General features: G+C 59.7%; 18 protein-coding genes. 8 read left to right on the top strand and 10 right to left on the bottom strand.

The annotated features are described in order from the left end of the window. Window positions 1–59: 59 nt before the first annotated feature. The 4 genes from EAH74_RS15930 to EAH74_RS15945 all read right to left on the bottom strand — a co-directional run bounded on the left by EAH74_RS15930 (window position 60) and on the right by EAH74_RS15945 (window position 4,726). Window positions 60–296, bottom strand: coding sequence for a DUF1653 domain-containing protein (locus EAH74_RS15930; protein ID WP_046047845.1), 237 nt, complete (start codon window positions 294–296; stop codon window positions 60–62). Window positions 297–395: 99 nt separating this feature from the next. Then, window positions 396–1,571, bottom strand: a complete 1,176-nt coding sequence (fadA, locus tag EAH74_RS15935; RefSeq protein ID WP_008007076.1) for an acetyl-CoA C-acyltransferase FadA — start codon at window positions 1,569–1,571, stop codon at window positions 396–398. Between the two features lie 29 nt (window positions 1,572–1,600). Further along, window positions 1,601–3,748 (bottom strand): fatty acid oxidation complex subunit alpha FadB, encoded by a 2,148-nt coding sequence (fadB, locus tag EAH74_RS15940; RefSeq protein ID WP_140679710.1) that lies wholly within the window; start codon window positions 3,746–3,748, stop codon window positions 1,601–1,603. A 540-nt stretch (window positions 3,749–4,288) separates the two neighbouring features. Then, window positions 4,289–4,726, bottom strand: coding sequence for a hypothetical protein (locus EAH74_RS15945; RefSeq protein ID WP_074875120.1), 438 nt, complete (start codon window positions 4,724–4,726; stop codon window positions 4,289–4,291). Between the two features lie 104 nt (window positions 4,727–4,830). On the opposite strand from EAH74_RS15945, the gene EAH74_RS15950 reads away from it, so the two are divergent. Then, complete coding sequence (locus EAH74_RS15950) at window positions 4,831–5,268, top strand: universal stress protein (protein ID WP_008151425.1); 438 nt, start codon at window positions 4,831–4,833, stop codon at window positions 5,266–5,268. A gap of 66 nt (window positions 5,269–5,334) precedes the next feature. On the opposite strand, the gene EAH74_RS15955 is transcribed toward EAH74_RS15950, so the two are convergent. After that, window positions 5,335–7,254, bottom strand: coding sequence for an ATP-binding cassette domain-containing protein (locus tag EAH74_RS15955; protein ID WP_140679711.1), 1,920 nt, complete (start codon window positions 7,252–7,254; stop codon window positions 5,335–5,337). A gap of 213 nt (window positions 7,255–7,467) precedes the next feature. On the opposite strand from EAH74_RS15955, the gene EAH74_RS15960 reads away from it, so the two are divergent. Beyond that, on the top strand, window positions 7,468–9,396 hold the full coding sequence (locus tag EAH74_RS15960; RefSeq protein ID WP_140679713.1) for a transglycosylase SLT domain-containing protein: 1,929 nt from the start codon (window positions 7,468–7,470) through the stop codon (window positions 9,394–9,396). 141 nt (window positions 9,397–9,537) lie between these two features. Here EAH74_RS15960 and EAH74_RS15965 read toward each other — a convergent pair whose 3' ends face one another. Then, window positions 9,538–11,325 (bottom strand): ABC transporter transmembrane domain-containing protein, encoded by a 1,788-nt coding sequence (locus tag EAH74_RS15965; RefSeq protein ID WP_170206626.1) that lies wholly within the window; start codon window positions 11,323–11,325, stop codon window positions 9,538–9,540. A 260-nt stretch (window positions 11,326–11,585) separates the two neighbouring features. On the opposite strand from EAH74_RS15965, the gene EAH74_RS15970 reads away from it, so the two are divergent. Further along, on the top strand, window positions 11,586–11,765 hold the full coding sequence (locus tag EAH74_RS15970) for a PA1571 family protein (RefSeq protein WP_033061931.1): 180 nt from the start codon (window positions 11,586–11,588) through the stop codon (window positions 11,763–11,765). 187 nt (window positions 11,766–11,952) lie between these two features. Here the strand turns inward: EAH74_RS15970 and pdxB are convergent, their stop codons facing one another. Next, window positions 11,953–13,095: a 4-phosphoerythronate dehydrogenase PdxB gene (pdxB, locus tag EAH74_RS15975; RefSeq protein WP_140679714.1), complete on the bottom strand. Its 1,143-nt coding sequence runs from the start codon at window positions 13,093–13,095 to the stop codon at window positions 11,953–11,955. 285 nt (window positions 13,096–13,380) lie between these two features. On the opposite strand from pdxB, the gene EAH74_RS15980 reads away from it, so the two are divergent. Beyond that, entirely contained in the window at window positions 13,381–14,790 is a 1,410-nt protein-coding gene (locus tag EAH74_RS15980) for an MATE family efflux transporter (protein ID WP_140679715.1), read from the top strand. Here EAH74_RS15980 and tusA read toward each other — a convergent pair. Next, complete coding sequence (gene tusA / locus EAH74_RS15985) at window positions 14,787–15,038, bottom strand: sulfurtransferase TusA (RefSeq protein WP_007907805.1); 252 nt, start codon at window positions 15,036–15,038, stop codon at window positions 14,787–14,789. The genes EAH74_RS15980 and tusA overlap by 4 nt on opposite strands. Before the next feature lie 207 nt (window positions 15,039–15,245). Then, the gene (gene rlmM / locus EAH74_RS15990; RefSeq protein WP_008157308.1) at window positions 15,246–16,319 is read right to left on the bottom strand and encodes a 23S rRNA (cytidine(2498)-2'-O)-methyltransferase RlmM; all 1,074 of its coding nucleotides are present in this window, start codon (window positions 16,317–16,319) and stop codon (window positions 15,246–15,248) included. Between the two features lie 222 nt (window positions 16,320–16,541). Here rlmM and acnA point away from each other — a divergent pair, with 222 nt between their 5' ends. The 3 genes from acnA to EAH74_RS16010 all read left to right on the top strand — a co-directional run bounded on the left by acnA (window position 16,542) and on the right by EAH74_RS16010 (window position 21,995). Continuing rightward, window positions 16,542–19,283, top strand: coding sequence for an aconitate hydratase AcnA (acnA, locus tag EAH74_RS15995; RefSeq protein ID WP_140679716.1), 2,742 nt, complete (start codon window positions 16,542–16,544; stop codon window positions 19,281–19,283). 251 nt (window positions 19,284–19,534) lie between these two features. Then, window positions 19,535–20,326: a CPBP family intramembrane glutamic endopeptidase gene (locus EAH74_RS16005; protein ID WP_140679718.1), complete on the top strand. Its 792-nt coding sequence runs from the start codon at window positions 19,535–19,537 to the stop codon at window positions 20,324–20,326. A 103-nt stretch (window positions 20,327–20,429) separates the two neighbouring features. After that, a complete protein-coding gene (locus tag EAH74_RS16010) occupies window positions 20,430–21,995 on the top strand; it encodes a methyl-accepting chemotaxis protein (protein WP_046047856.1) in 1,566 nt (521 codons plus the stop codon). A gap of 228 nt (window positions 21,996–22,223) precedes the next feature. Here the strand turns inward: EAH74_RS16010 and EAH74_RS16015 are convergent, their stop codons facing one another. Beyond that, window positions 22,224–22,925, bottom strand: coding sequence for an alpha/beta family hydrolase (locus EAH74_RS16015; protein WP_140679719.1), 702 nt, complete (start codon window positions 22,923–22,925; stop codon window positions 22,224–22,226). Between the two features lie 109 nt (window positions 22,926–23,034). Here EAH74_RS16015 and ccoN point away from each other — a divergent pair, with 109 nt between their 5' ends. After that, complete coding sequence (ccoN, locus tag EAH74_RS16020; protein ID WP_140679721.1) at window positions 23,035–24,459, top strand: cytochrome-c oxidase, cbb3-type subunit I; 1,425 nt, start codon at window positions 23,035–23,037, stop codon at window positions 24,457–24,459. Window positions 24,460–24,464 lie beyond the last annotated feature (5 nt).

A 24,464-nucleotide genomic window follows, 5' to 3' on the forward strand; every position in this document is an offset into this window, starting at 1 on the left:
ACCGCTATATATAGTGGCTACAAGGTGAGGTCAAGCGCAGGGTTTTGCGCGCACTCAGCTTATGGCTTGGAAAAAAGGCTCGGTTCGGCTTGCACCAAAGCAAATCGTGGCACCTGTTCGCCGTCAACCTCGACCGACTCCAGGAACATGCTCAAGGGACGCACCCAAAAGCCGTAATCGCCATACAGGGCTTGGTAGAAGACCACTTCTTCTTCGGTTTCCGAATGCCGCGCAATACTGAATACGCGGTACTGCGGACCTTTGTAATGTTGGTAGAGCCCAGGTTGTATCGGCATGGTTTGGCCCTCGCTCAAATCTTTTCAAAATAAAAACAAAAATAAATTCAGAAAAACAAAAACCGGGGCACTTGGCCCCGGCTTCCGTCAACGGAACGCTTAAACGCGTTCGAAGACGGTGGAGATGCCTTGGCCGAGACCAATGCACATGGTGGCTACCCCGAAGGTGCCGCCATTTTGCTTCATCACGTTCAACAGAGTGCCGGAGATACGTGCACCGGAGCAACCGAATGGGTGACCCAGGGCAATCGCGCCGCCGTGCAGGTTAACCTTCTCGTTCATCTTGTCGAGTACTTTCAAATCTTTCAGCACTGGCAGGGCCTGTGCGGCGAAAGCTTCGTTGAGCTCGAAGAAGTCGATATCGTTAATGCCAAGACCCGCGCGCTTCAGTGCTTTTTGTGTGGCCGGTACTGGACCATAGCCCATGATTGCCGGGTCCACACCTGCCACCGCCATCGAACGAATCACCGCCATAGGCTGAATGCCCAGGTCCTGTGCACGCTGCGCCGACATCACGATCATGCACGAAGCACCATCGGTGATTTGCGACGAAGTACCGGCTGTCACGGTGCCGCCCTTAGGGTTGAACGCTGGCTTCAGAGCCGCCAGGCTTTCCAGGGTTGTTTCCGGACGAATGGTTTCGTCGTAGTCGAACAATTTCAGGAAACCGTTCTCGTCGTAGCCCTGCATCGGGATGATTTCGTCTTTGAACTTGCCTTCCAGCGTCGCTTTATGAGCGAGCTGGTGGGAGCGCACGCCGAAAGCGTCCTGTTGTTCGCGAGTGATGCCGTGCATTTTGCCGAGCATTTCAGCGGTCAAACCCATCATGCCCGAGGCTTTCGCCGCGTACAGGGACATGTGCGGGTTCGGATCGACACCATGCATCATGCTGACGTGACCCATATGCTCGACGCCACCAACCACGAACACGTCACCGTTGCCGGTCATGATCGCTTGCGCAGCAGTGTGCAGAGCGCTCATCGACGAACCACACAGACGGCTAACGGTCTGGCCGGCAGCGGTGTGCGGGATCTGAGTCATCAGGGACGCCATGCGGGCGATGTTCCAGCCCTGCTCCAGGGTCTGGTTCACGCAGCCCCAGATCACGTCTTCGACTTCGCTCGGATCAACCTTGACGTTGCGCTCCAGCAGTTTACTGATCAGGTGCGCCGACATGTCTTCGGCGCGGGTGTTGCGGTGCATGCCGCCCTTGGAGCGGCCCATCGGAGTACGACCGAAGTCGACAATCACGACGTCTCTAGGATTCAAGCTCATATATTCACTCTCACTCTAGTTGGGGGCGCTTAACCGAAGAACCGCTGGCCGGTTTTGGCCATTTCACGCAGTTTTGCGGTCGGGTGGTACAGCGCGCCCAAATCAGCGTACTGGTCAGCCAGGGCAACGAACTCTGCAACACCGATCGAATCGATGTAGCGCAGCGCACCGCCACGGAATGGAGGGAAACCAATACCGTAGACCAGACCCATGTCGGCTTCGGCAGCAGTTTCGACAATGCCGTCTTCCAGGCAACGCACGGTTTCCAGGCACAGCGGGATCATCATCCAGTTGATGATGTCTTCGTCAGTGACTTCGCGCTGTTCGAAAACGATCGGCTTGAGCACTTCCAGTACCGACGGATCGGCGACTTTCTTCTGCTTGCCGCGCTTGTCGGTCTCGTAGGCGTAGAAGCCCTTGCCGTTCTTCTGGCCCAGGCGCTTGGCTTCGTAGAGCACGTCGATGGCCGAACGACGGTCGTCTTTCATGCGGTCCGGGAAGCCTTCAGCCATTACGTCGCGACCGTGGTGGCCGGTGTCGATACCGACCACGTCCATCAGGTACGCCGGGCCCATTGGCCAGCCGAATTTTTCCATGACCTTGTCGATACGGACAAAGTCCACACCGGCGCTGACCAGTTTGGCGAAACCGCCAAAGTACGGGAACAGCACGCGGTTGACCAGAAAGCCCGGGCAGTCGTTGACGACGATCGGGTTCTTGCCCATTTTCTTGGCGTAGGCAACGGTGGTGGCAACCGCCACCTCGCTGGACTTCTCGCCACGGATCACTTCTACCAACGGCATCATGTGCACCGGGTTGAAGAAGTGCATGCCGACGAAGTTTTCCGGGCGCTTGAGGGCTTTGGCCAGCAAGGTGATGGAAATGGTCGAGGTGTTGGACGCGAGGATGGTGTCCTCTTTGACCTTGTCTTCGACTTCGGCCAGAACGGCTTGCTTGACCTTCGGGTTCTCGACAACTGCTTCAACCACCAGGTCAACGTGACCGAAATCACCGTAGGACAGGGTCGGACGAATGCCGTTGAGCACTTCAGCCATTTTCGCAGGGGTCATGCGACCTTTATCAACGCGGCCCACCAGCAATTTGGCAGCTTCGGCCAGACCTTGCTCGATGCCGTGCTCGTTGATGTCTTTCATCAGGATCGGCGTACCTTTGGAGGCCGACTGATAAGCGATACCGCCACCCATGATGCCAGCGCCCAATACGGCCGCCTGCTTCACGTCTTTGGCGATTTCGTCGTAGGCCTTGGCCTTTTTCTTCAGCTCCTGATCGTTCAGGAACAGACCGATCAAGCTCTGCGCAGCAGAGGTCTTGGCCAGTTTGACGAAACCGTTGGCTTCGACTTCCAGCGCCTTGTCGCGACCGAAGTTCGCGGCTTTCTGGATAGTTTTGATCGCTTCGACCGGTGCCGGGTAGTTCGGGCCCGCTTGACCGGCCACGAACCCCTTGGCGGTTTCGAACGACATCATTTGTTCGATGGCATTGAGCTTGAGCTTTTCGAGCTTCGGCTGACGCTTGGCCTTGTAGTCGAACTCGCCGGAGATGGCGCGCTTGATCAGCTCCAGAGCAGCTTCCTGCAGTTTCTCAGGGGCAACCACTGCGTCGACTGCGCCGACTTTCAGCGCGTCGTCAGGGCGGTTTTCCTTGCCGGCGGCAATCCATTCGATGGCGTTGTCGGCACCGATGATGCGCGGCAGGCGCACGGTACCGCCGAAGCCCGGGTAGATACCCAGCTTGACTTCCGGCAGACCGATCTTGGCCTTGGTGGACATGACGCGGTAGTCCGCCGCCAGGCACATTTCCAGACCGCCACCCAAGGCGATGCCGTTGATCGCGGCGACAGTCGGGACGTTGAGGTCTTCGAAATCGCTGAAAATCTTGTTGGCTTCCAGGTTTCCAGCAACAAGCTCTGCATCAGGCAGCTTGAAGCTCTCGACAAATTCGGTGATGTCGGCGCCGACGATGAACACGTCCTTGCCACTGCTGACGATCACACCCTTGATCGAAGCATCTGCCTTGATGGTGTCTACGGCCTGACGCAGTTCGTTCAGGGTTAGACGGTTGAACTTGTTGACGGACTCACCCTTGAGGTCGAATTTCAATTCGACGATGCCACTTTCAAGAGCCTTAACCGTGATGGCTTTACCTTCGTAAATCATCAACTGATCTCCACGATATGGAAGCTGAACAGTACACGTCGGACGCAGGCGAATGGCTCGGCAGGGACGTTTAACGTCAATGCTACGCCCATCCACCCGGCACACCCGCCAACGCGATAGTCGGGATTCTGTAGGAGCGGTCTGTAATACAAACGCTCAATTCATACGCCCGTTTGATTTGGGTACGTCACCTTCACGGAATTTCCGACAATTGTCAATCGCCCAAAATACGGGTTGAAACGCGACTTTCCGGTCATTTCCGTACCGCGAAGCCCTGCAACACGCGGCTGCATGTGAGGCCATTCATAGGATCAATAGTTAGAAAAGTCGCCCTAATTCGCTGCAGCCTTTGTTTAACAAGCTACGCTGGCGGGACCTTGAGGAAAAAACATCAACGCTTTTGGCGAATGCCCAGCGTAAGATCAGCGCCACACAGAATTACCGGCCTGCCTGGCCAACTCCAGCCCGATGATGATGTCGGGCTTTTTATTGCCTGTCTGCCGGACGTTTCGCGCCATTGCGGCGCGAAATTTCCGCGTTTTATGCCAGCGCTTTCAGCACCGCATCAATATCCTGCAAAACCGTCGCTTCGCCCTTCTCGCCCCAATACAACGTGATCATCTGCTTGTCTGCTTCGACCTTGTAAACGTTGTCTGGCAACTTTTCGAAATGAATCAGCAACGCAGGTTCCTCGCAGACCTCCTGCCACTGATTGACCCACACACCAGGCGCTTTTTGCCAGTAACTCCAGCACGCCGGTCGATTGCCACGTCGTGGCCGATGGTATTGGGCGCAAGGGCTCGGCGGCTCCTTGCTCAGCCAGTGTGGCCAGTCCTGAGGCGCCAGTTGCATCGCCAATCCGATGCGTCGCGCCTCCATGCGCAGGGCCATGCGGCCGCTCTGATGGCGCGATGGGCGCAACCATGCCAGCGGACTCAGTACCACCAACAGGATTGACACCACTATCCAGACCGTCATATCTGTACTCCCGATTCTTGATGAGCGCATTGGGTCACTTTGAAAACAATGCGCTTGAAACCAGCCATACTTACCAATATTGCAATCCTCAGGAGGAGCACCTCATGCCCTACAACCACATTCTGGTCGCTGTAGATCTAACCGAAGAGTGCGATCCTGTAATCCACCGCGCTCGCGAACTGTCGGTGAGCAACGGGGCGAAGCTGTCCCTGGTGCACATTGTCGAGCCGATGGCCATGGCCTTTGGCGGCGACGTGCCCATGGACCTGTCACAACTGCAACAACAGCAGTTCGATCAGGCCAAGGAACGCCTGGACCGACTGATCGTGAAGTACCCGGAACTCTCCAAGGAATACAGCCACCTGACCTACGGCCAGCCACGCCAGGAGATCCATCACCTGGCCAAGGAACAAACCTGCGACCTGATCGTGGTGGGCAGCCATGGCCGACACGGCCTGGCATTGCTGCTGGGTTCGACCGCCAATGACGTGCTGCATGGTGCGCCCTGTGATGTGCTCGCGGTGCGCCTGATCAAAAGCTAAACCACAGCTCCTACGAAAAGCCCGGCGCTCATCACTGAACGCCGGGCTTTTTTATAGCAGGATCAATCAGGCATCCAGCTCGGCCCAGCGCTCGACCATTACGTCGTGCTCAGCCTGCAACTGCTCCAACTGAGCGATCACTGCAGCGGTCTCGGCAGCCGGACGCTGATAGAAACCGGCATCGGCCATTTGCGCCTCAACGGTAGCGATCTGCTGCTCCATGGCTTCGATCTGACCCGGCAACATTTCCAGCTCACGCTGCAACTTGTAGCTGAGCTTCTTCTTCGCCACCGGTGCTTCGACTACAGCAGCGACTGGCGCAGCTTCGGCCGTCACGACAGCGGAGGTCAGGTCGGCTTTACCGGACTTGCTCTCGGTCACGCCCAACAGGCGCGGCGAGCCGCCCTGACGCAGCCAGTCCTGATAACCACCGACGTATTCACGAACCTTGCCTTCACCTTCGAAGACCAGGGTGCTGGTGACCACGTTGTCGAGGAATGCCCGGTCGTGGCTGACCATCAGCACGGTGCCGTTGAAGGTCAGCAAGACCTCTTCCAGCAACTCGAGGGTTTCGACGTCGAGGTCGTTGGTCGGTTCGTCGAGAACCAGCAGGTTCGCCGGTTTGCTGAACAGTTTCGCCAGCAACAGACGGGCGCGCTCACCACCGGACAGCGCCTTCACCGGCGTGCGGGCACGCTGCGGGCTGAACAGGAAGTCGCCGAGGTAGCTCAGCACATGGCGGCTCTGACCATCGATATCGATGAAGTCGCGACCTTCAGCAACGTTGTCAATTACGGTCTTTTCCAGGTCCAGCTGATGGCGCAACTGGTCGAAGTAGGCCACGTCGATGCGCGTCCCCTCTTCCACTGTGCCGCTGGTTGGCTGCAGACCGCTGAGCATCAGCTTCAGCAGTGTGGTTTTGCCGGTGCCGTTGGCGCCGAGCAGACCGATGCGGTCGCCGCGCTGCAGGACCATCGAGAAGTCCTTGATCAGGAACGGGCCGCCCGGGTGAGCAAAGCTCACGTTCTCGAGAACCATGACCTGCTTGCCAGACTTGTCAGCGGTATCCAACTGGATGTTGGCCTTGCCGGTGCGTTCACGACGCTCACTACGCTCGTTGCGCAGGGCTTTGAGGGCACGGACGCGGCCTTCGTTACGGGTGCGGCGAGCCTTGATGCCCTGGCGGATCCAGACTTCTTCCTGGGCCAGTTTTTTGTCGAACAGCGCGTTGGCGGTGTCTTCAGCGGCCAGCGAGGCTTCTTTGTGCACGAGGAAGCTGGCGTAGTCGCCGTTCCAGTCGATCAAGCCACCGCGATCCAGTTCCAGAATGCGGGTCGCGAGGTTCTGCAGGAATGAACGGTCGTGCGTGATGAACAGCACGGCGCCCTGGAAATCCTTCAGCGCCTCTTCGAGCCAGGCAATTGCACCGATATCCAGGTGGTTGGTCGGTTCGTCGAGCAGCAGCAGATCGGGCTCGGAAACCAGAGCCTGAGCCAGCAGGACGCGACGACGCCAGCCGCCGGACAATTCGGCGAGGGTCTTGTCGGCCGGCAACTGCAGACGGCTCAACGTGCTGTCGACCAGTTGCTGCAAACGCCAGCCGTCACGGGCTTCGAGGTCGTGCTGGACGTGCATCAGTTTGTCCAGGTCGGCGTCGGTGACGATGTTCTGGCTGAGGTGGTGATACTGCGCGAGCAGTTCGCCGACACCGTCCAGACCTTCAGCCACCACGTCGAACACGGTCCGCTCGTCGGCTACCGGCAATTCTTGCGGCAATTCGCCAATCTTGAGGCCGGGTGCGCGCCAAACGGAGCCCTCATCGGGCTTCTGGTCGCCCTTGACGAGCTTCATCATGCTGGACTTGCCAGTGCCATTACGGCCGATGATGCACACCCGCTCACCACGGGCGATCTGCCAGGACACCTTGTCCAACAACGGCATAGCGCCGAAAGCAAGGGACACATCGCTGAATTTGAGCAGGGTCATGAGCTTCTCCAAAAACCGGGCGCGCATTCTACCTGACTTGAGGCTTCAGAAGGCCGGCAATTTCACCTTCGCGACACTCTGCATGACAAATGTTGCGAACTGATGCTGACAGGCCGGCAAAGCTTTCGCCCGCTGCTGGCAAAAGGCTAAGCTACAGATAATTCAGCGCGGGCATTGCCCGCGCTTGTCATGATTTCTCTGCCCGGACGTCTCATGCGCAGTCGCCTTTTCAGTCTTTTATCCTGTTTTCTTCTTTCTGCCACTGCCGTTCAAACCGCCCAGGCGGTGGACCTGTCCACCCAGCGCCAGTATTACGATGAAGCCAAGCGTGCCCTCGCCAAGGGGGATACCGGTCCTTATTTCCGTTACAGCCAGGCCCTCAGCGATTACCCGCTGGAGCCGTACCTGGCGTATGACGAACTGACCGCTCGCCTTAAAACCGCGAGCAATGCCGAAATCGAGAAATTCCTCGCCGAGCACGGAGACCTGCCCCAGGCCAACTGGATGAAGTTGCGCTGGCTGCGTTGGCTGGCGGAACGCGGTGACTGGGCGACCTTCGTCAAGTACTACGACCCCAAGCTCAATTTCACCGAACTGGACTGCCTGAACGCGCAGTATCAGCTCGGGCATAACCAGAAAGCCGAAGGTTACGCCAACGCCAATAAACTCTGGCTGACCGGCAAATCCCAACCCGCCGCGTGCGATGCGCTGTTCGGGCAATGGGCTGCCGAAGGTCAGTTGACCGAGCAGAAACGCTGGGAGCGCACCAAACTTGCCGCCCAGGCGCGTAACTATCCGCTGGCCAACAGCCTGGTCAACGGTCTGACCACCCTCGCCCCTCGCGGTCGTTTGCTGATTGATGTGGCGCAGAAACCCGAACTGCTCAACCAGCCGTCGCGCTTCACCCCGGCCGATGAACCGATGTCTGACATCGTCAGCCTCGGCCTGCGCCGCTTGGCCAAGCAAGACCCGGACAAGGCCATGGAGCTGCTCGACGGTTACGCCAGCAGCATGCACTTCTCCCGTGATGAGAAAGTGGCCATCGCCCGTGAAATCGGCTTGACCCTCGCCCGCCGCTTCGACCCTCGCGCACTGGACGTAATGACCAAGTACGACCCGGAACTGCGTGACAACACGGTTTCCGAATGGCGCTTGCGTCTGCTGCTGCGCCTGGCCCGCTGGGACGATGCCTATCAGTTGACTCGCCGCCTGCCGCCCGATCTGGCGACCACCAATCGCTGGCGCTATTGGCAGGCACGCAGCCTGGAACTGGCGCAGCCGCAGAACCCGGAAGCGCAGACGCTGTATAAGGGCCTCGCCCGCGAGCGTGATTTCTACGGTTTCCTTGCCGCTGATCGCTCGCAGTTACCCTATTCGCTGGTCAACAAACCACTGGTGCTGAGCCAGGCGCTGATCAACAAGGTGCGCAACACGCCGGGCGTGCGTCGCGCACTGGAGTTTCACGCTCGCGGGCAGATCGTCGACGGTCGCCGTGAGTGGTACCACGTCAGCCGTCACTTCAGCCGGGACGAAATGGTTGCCCAGGCGAAACTGGCCTACGACCTGAAATGGTATTTCCCGGCAATCCGTACCATCAGTCAGGCGCAGTACTGGGACGACCTGGACATCCGTTTCCCGATGGCCCACCGCGAAACAATGGTGCGTGAAGCCAAGGTTCGTGGCCTGCATTCGAGCTGGGTGTTCGCTATCACCCGTCAGGAAAGTGCTTTCATGGACGACGCCCGTTCCGGCGTCGGCGCCAGCGGCCTGATGCAACTCATGCCCGGCACCGCCAAGGAAACCGCGCGCAAGTTCAGTATTCCCCTGGCATCGCCGCAGCAAGTGCTGGACCCGGACAAAAACATCCAGCTCGGCGCCGCTTACCTGAGCCAGGTCCACAGCCAGTTCAACGGCAACCGCGTCCTCGCCTCCGCCGCCTATAACGCCGGCCCCGGCCGCGTACGTCAGTGGTTGCGCGGTGCCGATCACCTGAGCTTCGACGTGTGGGTGGAAAGCATCCCGTTCGACGAAACCCGCCAGTACGTGCAAAACGTGCTGTCGTACTCGGTGATCTACGGCCAGAAGCTCAACTCACCGCAGCCGCTGGTGGATTGGCATGAGCGCTACTTTGACGATCAATAACCGGTAATGCCGGTTATGTAGGAGCTGTGTAGGAGCTGTGTAGGAGCTGTCGAGTGAAACGAGCCTGCGATCTTTTGATCTTTTTCGGCACAGTTGAAGATCAAGATCAAAAGATCGCAGCCTCGTTTCACTCGACAGCTCCTACAGATGAAGATCGAGTTCGGCCTTACCGTCATTGAACTGCAATGCCGCCAACCGCGCATACAGCGCGTTGCTCGCAATCAATTCCTGATGCGTGCCCACCGCCACCAGTTTCCCCTGATCCATCACCGCGATCCGGTCAGCGTTTTTCACCGTGGCCAGTCGGTGGGCGATGACCAGCGTGGTACGGTTTTTCATCAGGCTCGGCAGGGCTTGCTGGATCAGGTGTTCGCTCTGGGCGTCGAGGGCGCTGGTGGCTTCGTCCAGCAGCAGGATCGGCGCGTCCACCAGCAGCGCCCGGGCGATGGCCAGGCGCTGGCGTTGACCGCCGGATAAACCGAGGCCACCGTCGCCAAGGTGGCTCTGGTAGCCGTTGGGCATTTGTTCAATGAAGTCGTGGGCGTAAGCGATTTTCGCCGCTTCCTGAACCTGGGCCAGGGTTGCCGTCGGGTTGCCGTAGCGGATGTTCTCTTCGATGCTGCCAAAGAACAGCGCCGGGGATTGCGAGACCAGGGCGAAGCAGCGGCGCAGGTCCAACGGATCGAGTTGAGTCAGCGGCACGCCATCGAGCAGGATGCGTCCTTCGGCCGGGTCGTAAAAGCGCAGCAGCAGATCATAGACCGTCGACTTTCCGGCACCGGAGGGGCCTACCAATGCGACTGTTTCGCCAGCATTGATCGTCAGATTTAAACCATCGACCGCATAGCTTTCGGGACGCGACGGGTAGGAAAAGCGCACGTCTTGCAGCACCAGGTCACCCTTCACCCGTTCAGGCAAGGTCACCAGGCCAGTGGTCGGTGGCCGGATGATGTTCTCCGAACGCAGCAATTCGGCTATCCGCTCGGCGGCGCCGGCGGCACGCTGCAGTTCGCCGATCACTTCGCTCAACGTGCCGAATGCGCTGCCAACAATCAGGCTGTAAAACACAAACGCCGCCAGCTCGCCCGCGGAAATCCGCCCGGCGATGACATCCATTCCGCCGACCCAGAGCATCACCCCGACCGCGCCAAGCACCAGTACGATCACCAGGGTAATCAGCCAGGCTCGCTGGAAGATCCGCTTGCGAGCGGTGTTGAAGGCCTCCTCCACCGTTGCAGCAAAGCGCTGCTCGTCCTGGACCTGATGGTTGTAGGCCTGCACGGTTTTGATCTGGCCCAGGGTTTCGGAAACATAGCTGCCGATATCGGCAATCCGGTCCTGGCTCAGGCGTGACAGGCTACGCACCCGACGGCCGAAGATCAGGATCGGCGCGATCACCAACGGCAACGCGACCACAACGATGCTGGTGAGCTTGGGGTTGGTGATAAACAACAGGACGATCCCGCCGATCACCATCAACAGATTGCGCAAAAACAGCGACAACGAAGAGCCGATTACCGATTGCAGCAGCGTGGTGTCAGCGGTTAACCGCGACTGGATCTCAGAGCTGCGGTTGTCTTCGTAGAACCCAGGATGCAGGTAGATCAGATGGTTGAACACCTGACGGCGGATGTCCGCGACAACGCGCTCACCGATCCATGAGACCAGGTAGAAACGCGCGAAGGTGCCAATCGCCAGCCCGACCACCAGCAACATAAACAAGCCGATGGACTGGTTGAGCAAATGCGGCGACTGGGTCATGAAACCTTGATCCACCAGCAGGCGAATCCCCTGCCCCATGGACAAGGTGATGCCCGCCGTGACGATCAATGCGAGCAAGGCACCGACGGCCGGCCAGCGATAAGGTGCGATGAAACGCAGGGCCAGGCGCATGGCGCGCCGTTGACGGGAAGAGAGGATGGAGATCATTCGATGGCGCAACCAGTAGGGTTTGACGCGATCAAGCCTACACCGGTCGATGGGCCTGAACGCTGTAAATCATAATGAGTCAGGTTAAATATGACCGCAAAGACTAGACCCTAGACGGTATTGGTCTAAAGTCCGGGTGGCAACGCCGCGGTATTTCTGGTGGACTGATGCTGCCGCCCTGGGGCGATCGCAGGGAGCTGTCACAGTCCGGTCACCTGGCGGTTCTACAGTAAGCACACAACCTGATGAGGAGACAGGCCATGTCCTTGCAAAACAGCAGCGAAGACAAGATTGAAGTGATCCGCACACAGCCAGACCAGTCTCTGGGTTGCTCAATTATCGATAAGGATGGGCGCGAAGTACCGATCACTGAAGGCATGATCCAGGACGCTTGCCGCGAACTGGAAAAGCGATTGGTCAAGCCTGCCGAACAAAAGTGATATAGCCACCGTCTTCTTGACCCGGCCTCTGATGGCCGGGTTTTTTATGGCTGCTTATCCAGAAATTGCAGTGCGGCCCTTCGCGAGCAGGCTCGCTCCCACAGTGATCTCCAGTGGATATAGCGTCTGTATACGACTGAGATTAAATGTGGGAGCGAGCCTGCTCGCGAAGGGGCCGACTCGATGCTCAGACAGCAGAAGCCCCCAACGCCGCCACGATCTTCTGCAACTCAGGCGAATCCCCCTCGATCCGCACCTGCAACCCATCAATCTCACGCCGCAGCGGATAATGCTTGCGCAGTGAATCGAACGCTGCACGCTGCTCGTTCACATTGCCTACCAGGCTGCGACGGAAATCCGCATCATCGCGGCGCGGGTCGTACACGCCACGGCACACCATGGCCAGCGACCAGGCCGGATCACTGTTAGCGTTCAAGGTCATTTGCGCCAACCAGGGTGCGGGTAGCAAATCGTTCAAGCTGATCTGGGCCGCTTGCCCGAGAAAATCGCAATACGCCTGATAGATCTGCGCGGTCCCACGCTGTCTGCCGTCGAGGCTGTAACCGGCAATGTGCGGCGTCGCCAGCACGCAGAGTTCGGCCAGGGCCACATCGACCTCAGGCTCACCTTCCCAGACATCCAGCACTGCTTGCAGGTCTTCGCGCTGCAGCAGCACCTGGCGCAGCGCGGCGTTGTCGACCACCGGGCCACGACTGGCGTTGATCAGCCAGGTGCCGGATTTGAGCTGGTTCAATCGGTTTTTATCGAACAGATGCCAGGTCGACTGGGCGCCGTGTTTCTTCAACGGCGTGTGCAGACTGATGACATCGCACTGCTCGATGATCTGTTCGAGGCTGACGTAATCGCCACCTTCTGCGGCTTGCCTTGGCGGATCGCAGACCAGCACGTTCCAGCCCAGACCTTGCAGAACCTTGACCAACCGGCCGCCCACTTCACCGGCACCGACGATGCCGTAGGTGCGTTGAGTCAGGTCGGCGCCTTCGATTTCGGCCAGGGTCAGCAGGCTGCCGAGGACGTAGTCGACCACGCCCCGGGCGTTGCAGCCGGGGGCGCTGGACCAGGTGATGCCGGCCCGCTGAAAGTAATCCAGATCCAGATGATCCGTGCCGATAGTGCAGGTGCCGACAAAGCGTACCTTGCTGCCTTCGAGCAACGCGCGGTTAACGTTGGTCACCGAGCGCACCAACAGCACATCGGCCTGTTCGACGGTGGCGCGGTCAATGGAACGTCCCGGCACCCGGCGGATTTCACCGAAACCTTCGAAGAAGGCATCGAGCAGCGGGATATTTTCGTCGGCAACAATCAGCATGGCAGGCTCCTTTGGCGGATCGGCAGTGTAGGCGGAGATGACACGTCACGCCTAGCACGCATCCCCTGTAGGAGCTGTCGAGTGAAACGAGGCTGCGATCTTTTGACTTTGTTTTTTGAAGACAAGATCAAAAGATCGCAGCCTCGTTTCACTCGACAGCTCCTACAAGGGACCGTGCGTGGGGGGAAAAGGATTACAAATCGCTAACACAGGATTTTTCCTGACCACTGCGTCAGGGCGTAGAATGCGCCGCCTTGCGCATCAACATCTTTGGACGTTTCGCCCTTGAATTCCGTGACTGACCGCCCCGCCGCTACTTCCCTCACCCGCCCCGCCCGGGTTCGCCTGGAGCTGAAAAACCTGCTCGGCCTGGCCTTGCCGATCATGATCGCGCAACTGGCGACCACCGCCATGGGCTTCGTCGATGCGGTGATGGCGGGTCGGGTCGGGCCAAGGGATCTGGCGGCGGTGGCGCTGGGCAACTCGATCTGGGTGCCGGTGTTTCTGTTGATGACCGGCACTCTGCTGGCCACTACCCCGAAAGTCGCCCAGCGTTTCGGCGCCGGCACCCACAGCGAGATTGGCCCGATCGTGCGCCAGGCACTCTGGCTGGCGCTGGTGGTGGGCTTGATGGCGACCGGCATGTTATTCAGCGCCGAACCGATTCTGCACATCATGAAGGTCGATCCCGAACTGATCGGCCCGTGCATGCAGTACCTGCATGGCATCGCCAGCGGTTTGCCCGCCGTCGCGTTCTACCATGTACTGCGCTGCTTCAGCGACGGACTGGGGCGCACGCGTCCGGCCATGGTGTTGGGTCTGTGCGGGTTGGCGCTGAACATACCGCTGAACTACATCTTCATCTACGGCCACTTCGGTGTGCCCGCCATGGGCGGTGTCGGTTGCGGCTGGGCCACGGCGATCGTGATGTGGGTGATGGCGCTGGGCATGGCCGGGTGGGAGCGCTGGGCGCCGGCGTATCAGTCGAGTGAGTTGTTCAGCCGCTTCGACTGGCCACAGTGGTCGGTGATCAAACGCCTGCTGGGCATCGGCCTGCCGATCGGCATCGCGGTGTTCGCCGAGTCGAGCATCTTCGCCGTGATTGCGCTGCTGATCGGCAGCCTCGGGGCAACGGTGGTGGCCGGGCACCAGATCGCGCTGAACTTCAGTTCGCTGGTGTTCATGATCCCCTACTCCCTTGGCATGGCCGTGACCGTGCGGGTCGGCCAGGCGCTCGGCCGTCAGGAGCCGCGTGAAGCCCGTTTCGCCGCCGGTGTCGGCATGGGCACGGCACTGGCCTATGCGTGCATTTCCGCGAGCATGATGCTGTTGCTGCGGGAACACATCGCAACGATCTACACGGCCGACCCGACGGTGATTCATGTTGCGGCGATGCTGATTGTGTATTCGGCGCTGTTCCAGTTTTCCGATGCGATCCAGGTGACGGCTGCCGGCGCGTTGCGCGGCTATCAGGACACTCGGGTGACGATGATCCTGACGCTGTTCGCTTACTGGGGGATTGGTTTGCCGGTGGGTTACACGTTGGGCCTGACCGATTGGTTCGGCGCGCCGAGCGGCCCGAGCGGGCTGTGGCAGGGTTTGATCGTGGGCTTGAGTTGCGCGGCGTTGATGCTGTCGATCCGCCTGACGCGCAGTGCACGCAAGCGGATCCGCATCAGCCATTCGGCGGGTTAAGCGAGCTTCTTGCGGATCCAGTAGAGGTAGGTACCTGCCTCTTCGTGCTGCGCCACCAGTTCGTGGTCGAGAAACACGCAGAACTTGGGAATGTCGCGACGGGTCGACGGGTCCGTGGCGATCACCTTGAGCAGGCCGCCGGGCACCAGGTCACGGATGTGCTGGTGCAGCATCATCACCGGTTCCGGGCAGTTGAGGCCGGTGGCGTCGAGGGTGCCGTCAACCGGCGTATCAATCATTTCACTCATGATTCACTCCTGAAACTTGCCGGCATTGTCGCGCATTGCCGGGGCTCTTAACAGATGTCATGACACTGCCGGCTGCAGTCCTGTAGGAGCTGTCGAGTGAAACGAGGCTGCGATCTTTTGATTTTGTTTTTCAAGAGCAAGATCAAAAGATCGCAGCCTCGTTTCACTCGACAGCTCCTACAGCCCTACAGTCCGACAGCCCGTCAACTAGCGGGACTTGGGTTTCTTCACGTCGAGTCGGCGCAAATGGCAGGTCACTTCTTCGCGGTCGTGGTACAGCTGTTTGCAGCCGATCTCGACCCGAATACCGCGCTCTTTGAACCCGTCGGCAATGCGTTCCAGCAAACGCTTCACTTCGGCGTAACGCTGTTTCATCGGCAGTTTGAGGTTGACCACCGCTTCGCGGCAATGCCCCTCGCCAATCCATTCTTCCAGCATCGCGGCGTTGCGCGCCGGTTTCTCGACGATGTCGCAGACCATCCAGTCCACCGGTTGCTTGGGCTTGAAGGTGAAGCCGTCAGCCATCAAGTGTTGCACCAGACCGGTGTCCATCAGGCTTTCGGCCATCGGGCCGTTGTCGATCGCAGTCACCAGCATACCGCGATTGACCAGTTGCCAGGTCCAGCCGCCGGGAGCGGCGCCAAGGTCGACGCCGGTCATGTCGCTGTGCAGGCGCTCATCCCACTGATCGCGAGGGATGAAATGGTGCCAGGCCTCTTCCAGTTTCAGCGTCGAACGGCTCGGCGCTTCACGCGGAAACTTCAGCCGCGGAATGCCCATCGGCCACATCGCCGAGTTGTTCGACTCGGCCAGGCCCATGAACACTTCTCGGCCACTTTTGAAGGTCAGCAGCAGGCGCGGTTTGTGGGCATCTTCAACCAGTTTGCCAGCGGCCATCAGCGCCTTGCGCAGGTGGCCTTCGAACTTCTTGCAGAAATTCGACAGTTCCTTGCCATCGTTGGTGTCGACCATTTCCAGCCACAGGCTGCCGCACAGCGGGAAGTCCGCCATGTGCGCGAGGATTACGCTGATACGGTCGGTTTCCGGCAGATCGATGAAGATCCCGCGAGCCCACTGGCGCGGGAAGATCAGATCGGCGAAACGCTGGCCACGCATCAGGCGCTCGGCGCCGTCTTCTTCGGTGCAGATGAATTCGGCGCAGGCGCTGGCGGTCTTGGCCTTGGCATAGCCGGCCACGTTCAGCCGCGCGGCGTGTTCGGAAATCTCGGAACAGACTTCGCCTTCGAAGCCCGGCCGGCAATGCATAAAGAGGGTGTTCATTCTTACTCCTGGGCAGTTGGCGAAGAATTCAGCCACTGCGCGATGCCCAGACTTGCGTTGAAGCAAAGCCTGTCACGAAAACCGGCGCATGATAGCCGAGTTCGGAACCTCGGACTTGTCGATAGAGTCCAGTTATTAGCCAGCTACTTAAAACAGGGCTAGTTTTAATGCTCTGTCCGTCCCCTCAGTCCGTAGCCGTGCGGACTCAAAGGAGTGATCGCAATGCCGTCCCTCGATAGCCTGAACACCCTTAAAACCCTGCAAGTCGACGACAAAACCTACCACTATTTCAGTCTGCCCGACGCTGCCAAGAGCCTCGGCGACCTGGACAAACTCCCCATGTCGTTGAAAGTGCTGCTGGAAAACCTGCTGCGCTGGGAAGATGAAAAAACCGTCACCGGCGCCGACCTCAGGGCGATTGCCGCCTGGCTCAAGGAACGTCGCTCCGATCGCGAAATCCAGTACCGCCCGGCGCGGGTGCTGATGCAGGATTTCACCGGCGTTCCTGCCGTGGTCGACCTGGCCGCCATGCGCGCCGCCATGGCCAAGGCCGGCGGCGACCCGCAGCGTATCAATCCGCTCTCCCCCGTGGATCTGGTGATCGACCACTCGGTGATGGTCGACAAATTCGCCAGCGCCAGCGCCTTCGAACAAAACGTCGACATCGAAATGCAGCGCAACGGTGAACGTTATGCGTTCCTGCGCTGGGGCCAAAGCGCCTTCAACAACTTCAGCGTGGTGCCGCCGGGCACCGGGATCTGTCACCAGGTGAATCTGGAATACCTGGGGCGCACAGTCTGGACCAAGGACGAGGACGGCCGCACCTATGCCTTCCCGGACACCCTGGTCGGCACCGACTCTCACACCACCATGATCAACGGCCTCGGCGTGCTCGGCTGGGGCGTCGGCGGGATTGAAGCGGAAGCGGCGATGCTGGGCCAACCGGTGTCGATGCTGATCCCGGAAGTGATCGGCTTCAAACTCACCGGCAAGCTCAGGGAAGGCATCACCGCCACCGACCTGGTGCTGACCGTCACCCAGATGCTGCGCAAGAAAGGCGTGGTCGGCAAATTCGTCGAGTTCTACGGTGACGGCCTCGCCGACCTGCCGCTGGCCGACCGCGCGACCATCGCCAACATGGCCCCGGAATACGGTGCCACCTGCGGCTTTTTCCCGGTGGACGACATCACCCTGGACTATCTGCGTTTATCCGGTCGCACCAGCGAGACCGTGAAACTGGTCGAGGCCTACAGCAAAGCCCAGGGCCTGTGGCGCCTGCCGGGCCAGGAACCGGTGTTCACCGACAGCCTGGCGCTGGACATGGGCAGCGTCGAAGCCAGCCTGGCCGGGCCGAAACGCCCCCAGGACCGGGTATCGCTGCCGAATGTCGCGCAAGCGTTCAGTGACTTCGTCGACCTGCATTTCAAACCCACCAGCAAGGAAGTCGGTCGCCTCGAAAGTGAAGGCGGCGGTGGCGTTGCGGTGGGCAATGCCGATCTGGCCGGTGAAGCCGACTACGAATACGACGGCCAGACCTATCGATTGAAAAACGGTGCGGTGGTGATCGCCGCGATCACCTCCTGCACCAACACCTCCAACCCGAGCGTGATGATGGCCGCCGGTCTGGTGGCGAAGAAAGCCGTGGAGAAAGGCCTCAAGCGCAAACCGTGGGTCAAGAGTTCGCTGGCTCCAGGCTCGAAAGTGGTCACCGACTACTACAAGGCTGCGGGCCTGACCCAGTACCTTGATGAACTGGGTTTTGCCTTGGTCGGCTACGGCTGCACCACGTGCATCGGCAACTCCGGGCCATTGGCGGAGCCGATCGAAAAAGCCATTCAGGCCGCCGACCTGACCGTCGCCTCGGTGTTGTCGGGCAACCGCAACTTCGAAGGCCGCGTGCATCCGCTGGTGAAAACCAACTGGCTGGCCTCCCCGCCGCTGGTCGTCGCCTATGCGCTGGCCGGCACGGTGCGCATCGACATCAGCAGCGAGCCTTTGGGTACCGACAAAGAGGGCAATCTGGTTTACCTGCGGGACATCTGGCCAAGCACCAAAGAGATCGCCGACGCGGTGAACCAGGTCAACACCGCGATGTTCCACAAGGAGTACGCCGAAGTGTTTGCCGGCGACGAGCAATGGCAGGCAATTGAAGTGCCGCAAGCGGCGACCTATGTCTGGCAGGACGATTCGACGTACATCCAGCATCCCCCGTTCTTCGATGACATCGGCGGGCCACCGCCGGTGGTCAAGGACGTCGCCGGTGCCAGAGTCCTCGCGCTGCTGGGTGATTCGGTAACCACCGATCACATCTCCCCGGCCGGCAACATCAAGGCCGACAGCCCCGCAGGCCACTACCTGCGCGAGAAAGGCGTGGAACCACGGGACTTCAACTCCTATGGCTCGCGTCGCGGCAACCACCAAGTGATGATGCGCGGCACCTTTGCCAACATCCGCATTCGTAACGAAATGCTCGGCGGCGAAGAAGGCGGCAATACGATTTACATTCCCACCGGGGAGAAGATACCGATCTACGACGCGGCCATGCGCTATCAAGCGTCGGGCACACCGTTGGTGGTGATTGCCGGGCAAGAATACGGCACCGGCTCGAGTCGTGACTGGGCAGCCAAGGGCACCAATCTGCTGGGGGTCAAAGCGGTCATTGCGGAAAGTTTCGAACGGATTCACCGCTCCAACCTGGTGGGCATGGGCGTGTTGCCGCTGCAGTTCAAGCTGGATCAAAACCGCAAGAGCCTGAACCTGACCGGCAAGGAAACGCTGGATATTCTGGGTTTGAGCGGCGTCGAGCTGACGCCGCGAATGAACCTGACACTGGTGATCACCCGTGAAGACGGCAGCCGCGAGAAAGTCGAGGTGTTGTGCCGGATCGATACCCTCAATGAGGTGGAGTACTTCAAATCGGGGGGGATTTTGCATTACGTGTTGCGACAGTTGATTGCGTCGTAACCGGCCGCTGCCACAGACACCGCCTTCGGGCGGTGTTTTTGTTTGGGCCGCGAACGTCCTTATAATCGCGCGCCGCTTGATGGGTGTTGTTCACAATGTTGTACCCGACACAAAACCACTGTGGGAGCGAGCCTGCTCGCGAAGGGGCCATAACATTCAAAATCATCGTTGGCTGATATAACGCATTCGCGAGCAGGCTCGCTCCCACATGGAACGGGGCAACCCGCAGAATTTCGACACAAGGACTTCACATGATTGCTCTGCCATGGAACTACCTGGCCCTCCTCTCCCTCGGCTATGGTCTGGCACTGATTTACGGCCAACTCGGCTGGCTTGCCGTCATCTCCGTCGCATTGTTGCTGTTCACAGGTTTCGCCGTGCGCCAGCAAAAGGTTCAAGCCGGCCGCTACCTCGGTCATGGGGTGTTCTTCGTCCTGGTCCTGGCACTGGCGATGCACTGGCTTCCCGGTTTCTACAACGGTCGTGGTTTCGCCTCTCAGCGATTCACCGACGATGCCGTGCCGTTTTTCATGTACCTGAATCTGGACAAACCCCTGATCGGATTCTGGCTTTTGCTGGCTTGCCCGTGGATTGTCGGTCGACGTTCGCTGCGCCTTTCCATCTATGCCACCGCGCTGGGGCTGACGTTGAGCGCCGCGCTGGCCTTGGGTGGCGCGCTGTTGCTGGGCGTGATCAGCTGGGCACCGAAGTGGCCGGATCAAGCCTGGCTGTGGCTGTTTAACAACCTGCTGCTGGTGACGCTGGTCGAGGAAGCGTTGTTTCGCGGATACATCCAGGGCGGTCTGGCCCGGCACTTCAAAAACCTGCCCCACGGTGAAAACCTCGCCCTGTTCCTCGCCTCACTGCTGTTCGGCCTGGTGCACGTGGGCGCCGGCTGGCAATGGGTGTTGCTGGCGGGTCTGGCGGGGGTCGGCTATGGTCTGGCCTACCGTTTTGGTGGCTTGGGTGCGGCCATCGCCACCCATTTCGGCCTAAACCTGCTGCACTTCGGGCTGTTCACCTATCCGATGCTCGCAGGCTGACGCAAGGGGCGTTTTGCGACGCGCCACTGATTACTGAAAAATAATCTCAATAAATGGCTGACGATGCCGACAACCAGTCAAAGCCTTGCGGATTGAAAAAGCCATGCGTAACAACCAGCCCATTACACAACGCGAACGGACCTTCCCGGCTCAGCAACGGTTGATTTCCACCACCGATGCCAAGGGCGTGATCACTTATTGCAACGACGCTTTCGTCGAGATCAGTGGGTATTCTCGTGAAGAGCTGATCCGTGCGCCGCATAACCTGGTCCGTCACCCTGACGTCCCGGCCGCAGTGTTCGCGCACATGTGGGGCACACTGAAACAAGGCTTGCCATGGATGGGCATTGTCAAGAATCGCTGCAAGACCGGTGATCACTACTGGGTTAACGCCTATGTCACGCCGGTTTTCGAAGGCAATCAGGTGGTCGGTTACGAATCGGTGCGGGTCAAACCCACCGCCGAGCAGATCCGCCGTGCCGAAGCGCTCTACCAACGCATCAACCAGGGCAAGTCGGCGATTCCTTCAACGGACAAATGGCTGCCAGTGCTGCAGGACTGGCTGCCGTTCATTCTGGTCAGCCAGCTGAGCTTCATGATCGGTGCATCGCTCAATTCCCAATGGGGTTTTGCATTGGCCGCCGGCCTGTCGGTGCCATTGGGTCTGTTGGGGTTGAGCTGGCAACAGCGCGGCCTCAAGCGTCTGCTGCACCTGGCCGGGCAGACCACCTCCGACCCGCTGATTGCGCAGATGTACACCGACAGCCGCGGCGCTCAAGCACGCCTGGAGATGTCGATCCTCAGCCAGGAAGCCCGCCTGAAAACCTGCCTGACCCGTCTGCAGGACACCGCCGAGCACCTGAGCGACCAAGCGAAACAGTCCGACACCCTGGCGCACAACAGCTCCAATGGCCTGGAACGCCAACGTGTCGAAACCGAGCAAGTGGCCACCGCCGTCAATCAGATGGCCGCCACCACACAGGAAGTCGCCAGCCACGTGCAGCGCACGGCCGATGCGACTCAGGAAGCCAATCGCCTGACCGGTCGCGGCCGCGACATCGCCGGGGAAACCCGCGAAGCCATCCAGCGCCTGTCGGTGGTGGTGGGTGAAACCGGGCTGACCGTGACCCAACTGGCCAAGGACAGCGACGAAATCGGTGGCGTGGTCGATGTGATCAAAGGCATCGCCGACCAGACCAACCTGCTGGCGTTGAACGCCGCCATCGAAGCGGCCCGTGCCGGTGAAATGGGTCGTGGGTTTGCGGTGGTCGCCGACGAAGTCCGTCAACTGGCGCAACGCACCAGCGAATCCACCGGGCAGATCCACGCCCTGATCGCCAAGCTCCAGCAAACCGCCAGCACGGCGGTGCAAACCATGGAGGCTGGCCATCGCCAGGCCGAAGAAGGTGTGGCGCGGGTACTGGAAGCGGACCAGGCACTGGTGGGGATCAGCGAAGCGGTGGCCAACATCACCGACATGACCACCCAGATCGCTGCAGCGACCGAAGAGCAAAGCGCTGTCGCCGAAGAGATCAGCCGCAACATCAGCAACATCTCGCACCTGGCGGATCAGACCTCGGAACAGGCGCAACACTCGGCACTGTTGAGTGAAGAGCTGACGAAGACAGCGAATACCCAGTATTCGTTGGTGGAGCGGTTTAACCGCTGATCGTTGCTGGAGACTAATATTCGGATTGTCGGGTAGGTCTTGAGACTTGTATTGCTCTTGAAATCCACCCCTCACCCCAGCCCTCCCGAAACGTCGGACCGCCCCAATGGGGAGAGGGGGAAAGGGAGCCAATCTTTATCGTTTCCAGAACCTGAGTTCGACTCGATTTTTCAGGTCGATGCTTCGCGAAAAACACCTCGATCAGTTCCCTCTCCCTCTGGGAGAGGGTTAGGGTGAGGGCTGGCCCTGAAGAAATGCAGCTACCCTGCCCGCCGCAGCCGCCAAATGCTGCTCATGGGTAAACCCCGAAGCCTTCAACGGCTTCAAATCATGATCCCCCGCGACCAGCCAGAACACCTCGATACTCGGCGCCAACGCGTAAGCCTCGACCGCCTCCCTATTCCCCAACGCATCCCGTTCGCCCTGAACAATCAACGTCCGCGTCATCAGCGCGGCCAAATGCTCAACCCGTGGCTTCTCGGGCTTACCGACCGCATAAAACGGATACCCCAGGCACACCAAACCATCCGCCCCCAATTCATCCGCCAACAAACTCGCCATCCGCCCACCCATGGACTTGCCGCCAATGGCCAGACGACCAGCGACATGGCGTCGCACCACCGCATAGACCTCACGCCAGCACTCAAGCAGTTTCGTGGCCGGGTTCGGAGGACGCTTGCCACCATCGATGCGGCGTTGCGCCATGTAGGGAAACTCAAAGCGCAGAACATTGACGCCTTGAGCTGCAAAGCGCGCAGCCATGTCGTTCATCCAGCCGCTGTCCATTGGTGCGCCCGCGCCATGGGCGAGAATCAGCGTCACAGGTTCCGCCGAGGCCTTTGAAGCCGCCTCATTCCACAACCATCCATGATCCCGCACACACCGCGCCCATTGATCCCCGTCAATACTGGCCTTGTGCTCTTTGTCCATGCTTGCCTCGCTTTTAGTCTGCCTATAACTCCAGGCGAAGGGAGCGTCTGCCGTGCGGCTTACTCGCAAAGACAGGCCTTCACTTCGGCTGAACCGTGGATGGGGAACCATGAACACTTCTATCAGTACCGCCTACAACTACAAGGTGGTCCGCCAATTCGCCATTATGACGGTGGTGTGGGGCATCGTCGGCATGGGGCTCGGGGTTTTTCTCGCGGCTCAATTGGTCTGGCCTGAACTCAACTTCAATCTGCCGTGGACCAGTTTCGGGCGTCTGCGCCCGCTGCACACCAACGCAGTGATCTTCGCCTTCGGCGGTTGCGCCCTGTTCGCCAGTTCGTTCTATTCGGTGCAACGTACCTGCCAGACTCAATTGTTTGCGCCGAAAATCGCCGCGTTCTGCTTCTGGGGCTGGCAAGTGGTGATTCTGCTGGCCGCTATCAGCCTGCCGCTGGGTTACACCAGCTCCAAGGAATACGCCGAACTGGAATGGCCGATCGACATCCTGATCACCATCGTCTGGGTCGCTTACGCCATCGTGTTCTTCGGTACGCTGGCCAAGCGCAAGACCAAGCACATCTACGTCGGCAACTGGTTCTTCGGTGCGTTCATCATCACCGTGGCGATTCTGCACATCGTCAACAACCTTGAGCTGCCGGTGAGTTTCACCAAGTCTTACTCGGTGTACGCCGGTGCGACCGATGCCATGGTTCAGTGGTGGTACGGGCACAACGCCGTAGGCTTTTTCCTCACCGCCGGTTTCCTCGGGATGATGTACTACTTCGTGCCGAAACAGGCCGAACGCCCGGTGTATTCCTATCGCCTGTCCATCGTGCACTTCTGGGCGCTGATCACCCTGTACATCTGGGCCGGTCCGCACCACTTGCACTACACCGCGCTGCCGGACTGGGCACAGTCGCTGGGCATGGTGATGTCGCTGATCCTGCTGGCGCCGAGCTGGGGCGGGATGATCAACGGGATGATGACCCTGTCGGGCGCCTGGCATAAGTTGCGCAGCGACCCGATCCTGCGCTTCCTCGTGGTCTCGTTGGCGTTCTACGGCATGTCGACCTTCGAAGGGCCGATGATGGCCATCAAAACGGTCAACGCCCTCTCCCACTACACCGACTGGACCATCGGCCACGTTCACGCCGGCGCCCTCGGTTGGGTAGCGATGATCTCCATCGGCGCGCTGTATCACATGATCCCGAAAATCTTCGGTCGCACGCAGATGCACAGCATCGGCCTGATCAACGCGCACTTCTGGCTTGCGACCATCGGCACCGTGCTCTACATCGCTTCGATGTGGGTCAACGGCATCGCCCAGGGCCTCATGTGGCGCGCAGTCAATGACGACGGCACGCTGACCTACTCCTTCGTCGAAACCCTGGTGGCCAGCCACCCAGGCTTCGTCGTGCGCCTGGTAGGCGGTGCGATCTTCTTCAGCGGCATGTTGCTGATGGCCTACAACACCTGGCGCACCGTGCGGGCTTCGCAGCCTGCCGAAGCCGCCGCTGCTGCGCAGATCGCCTGAGGAGG

Origin of the sequence: Pseudomonas mandelii (genome assembly GCF_006438925.1) — a bacterium.
GTDB classification, from domain to species: domain Bacteria; phylum Pseudomonadota; class Gammaproteobacteria; order Pseudomonadales; family Pseudomonadaceae; genus Aquipseudomonas; species Aquipseudomonas mandelii_C.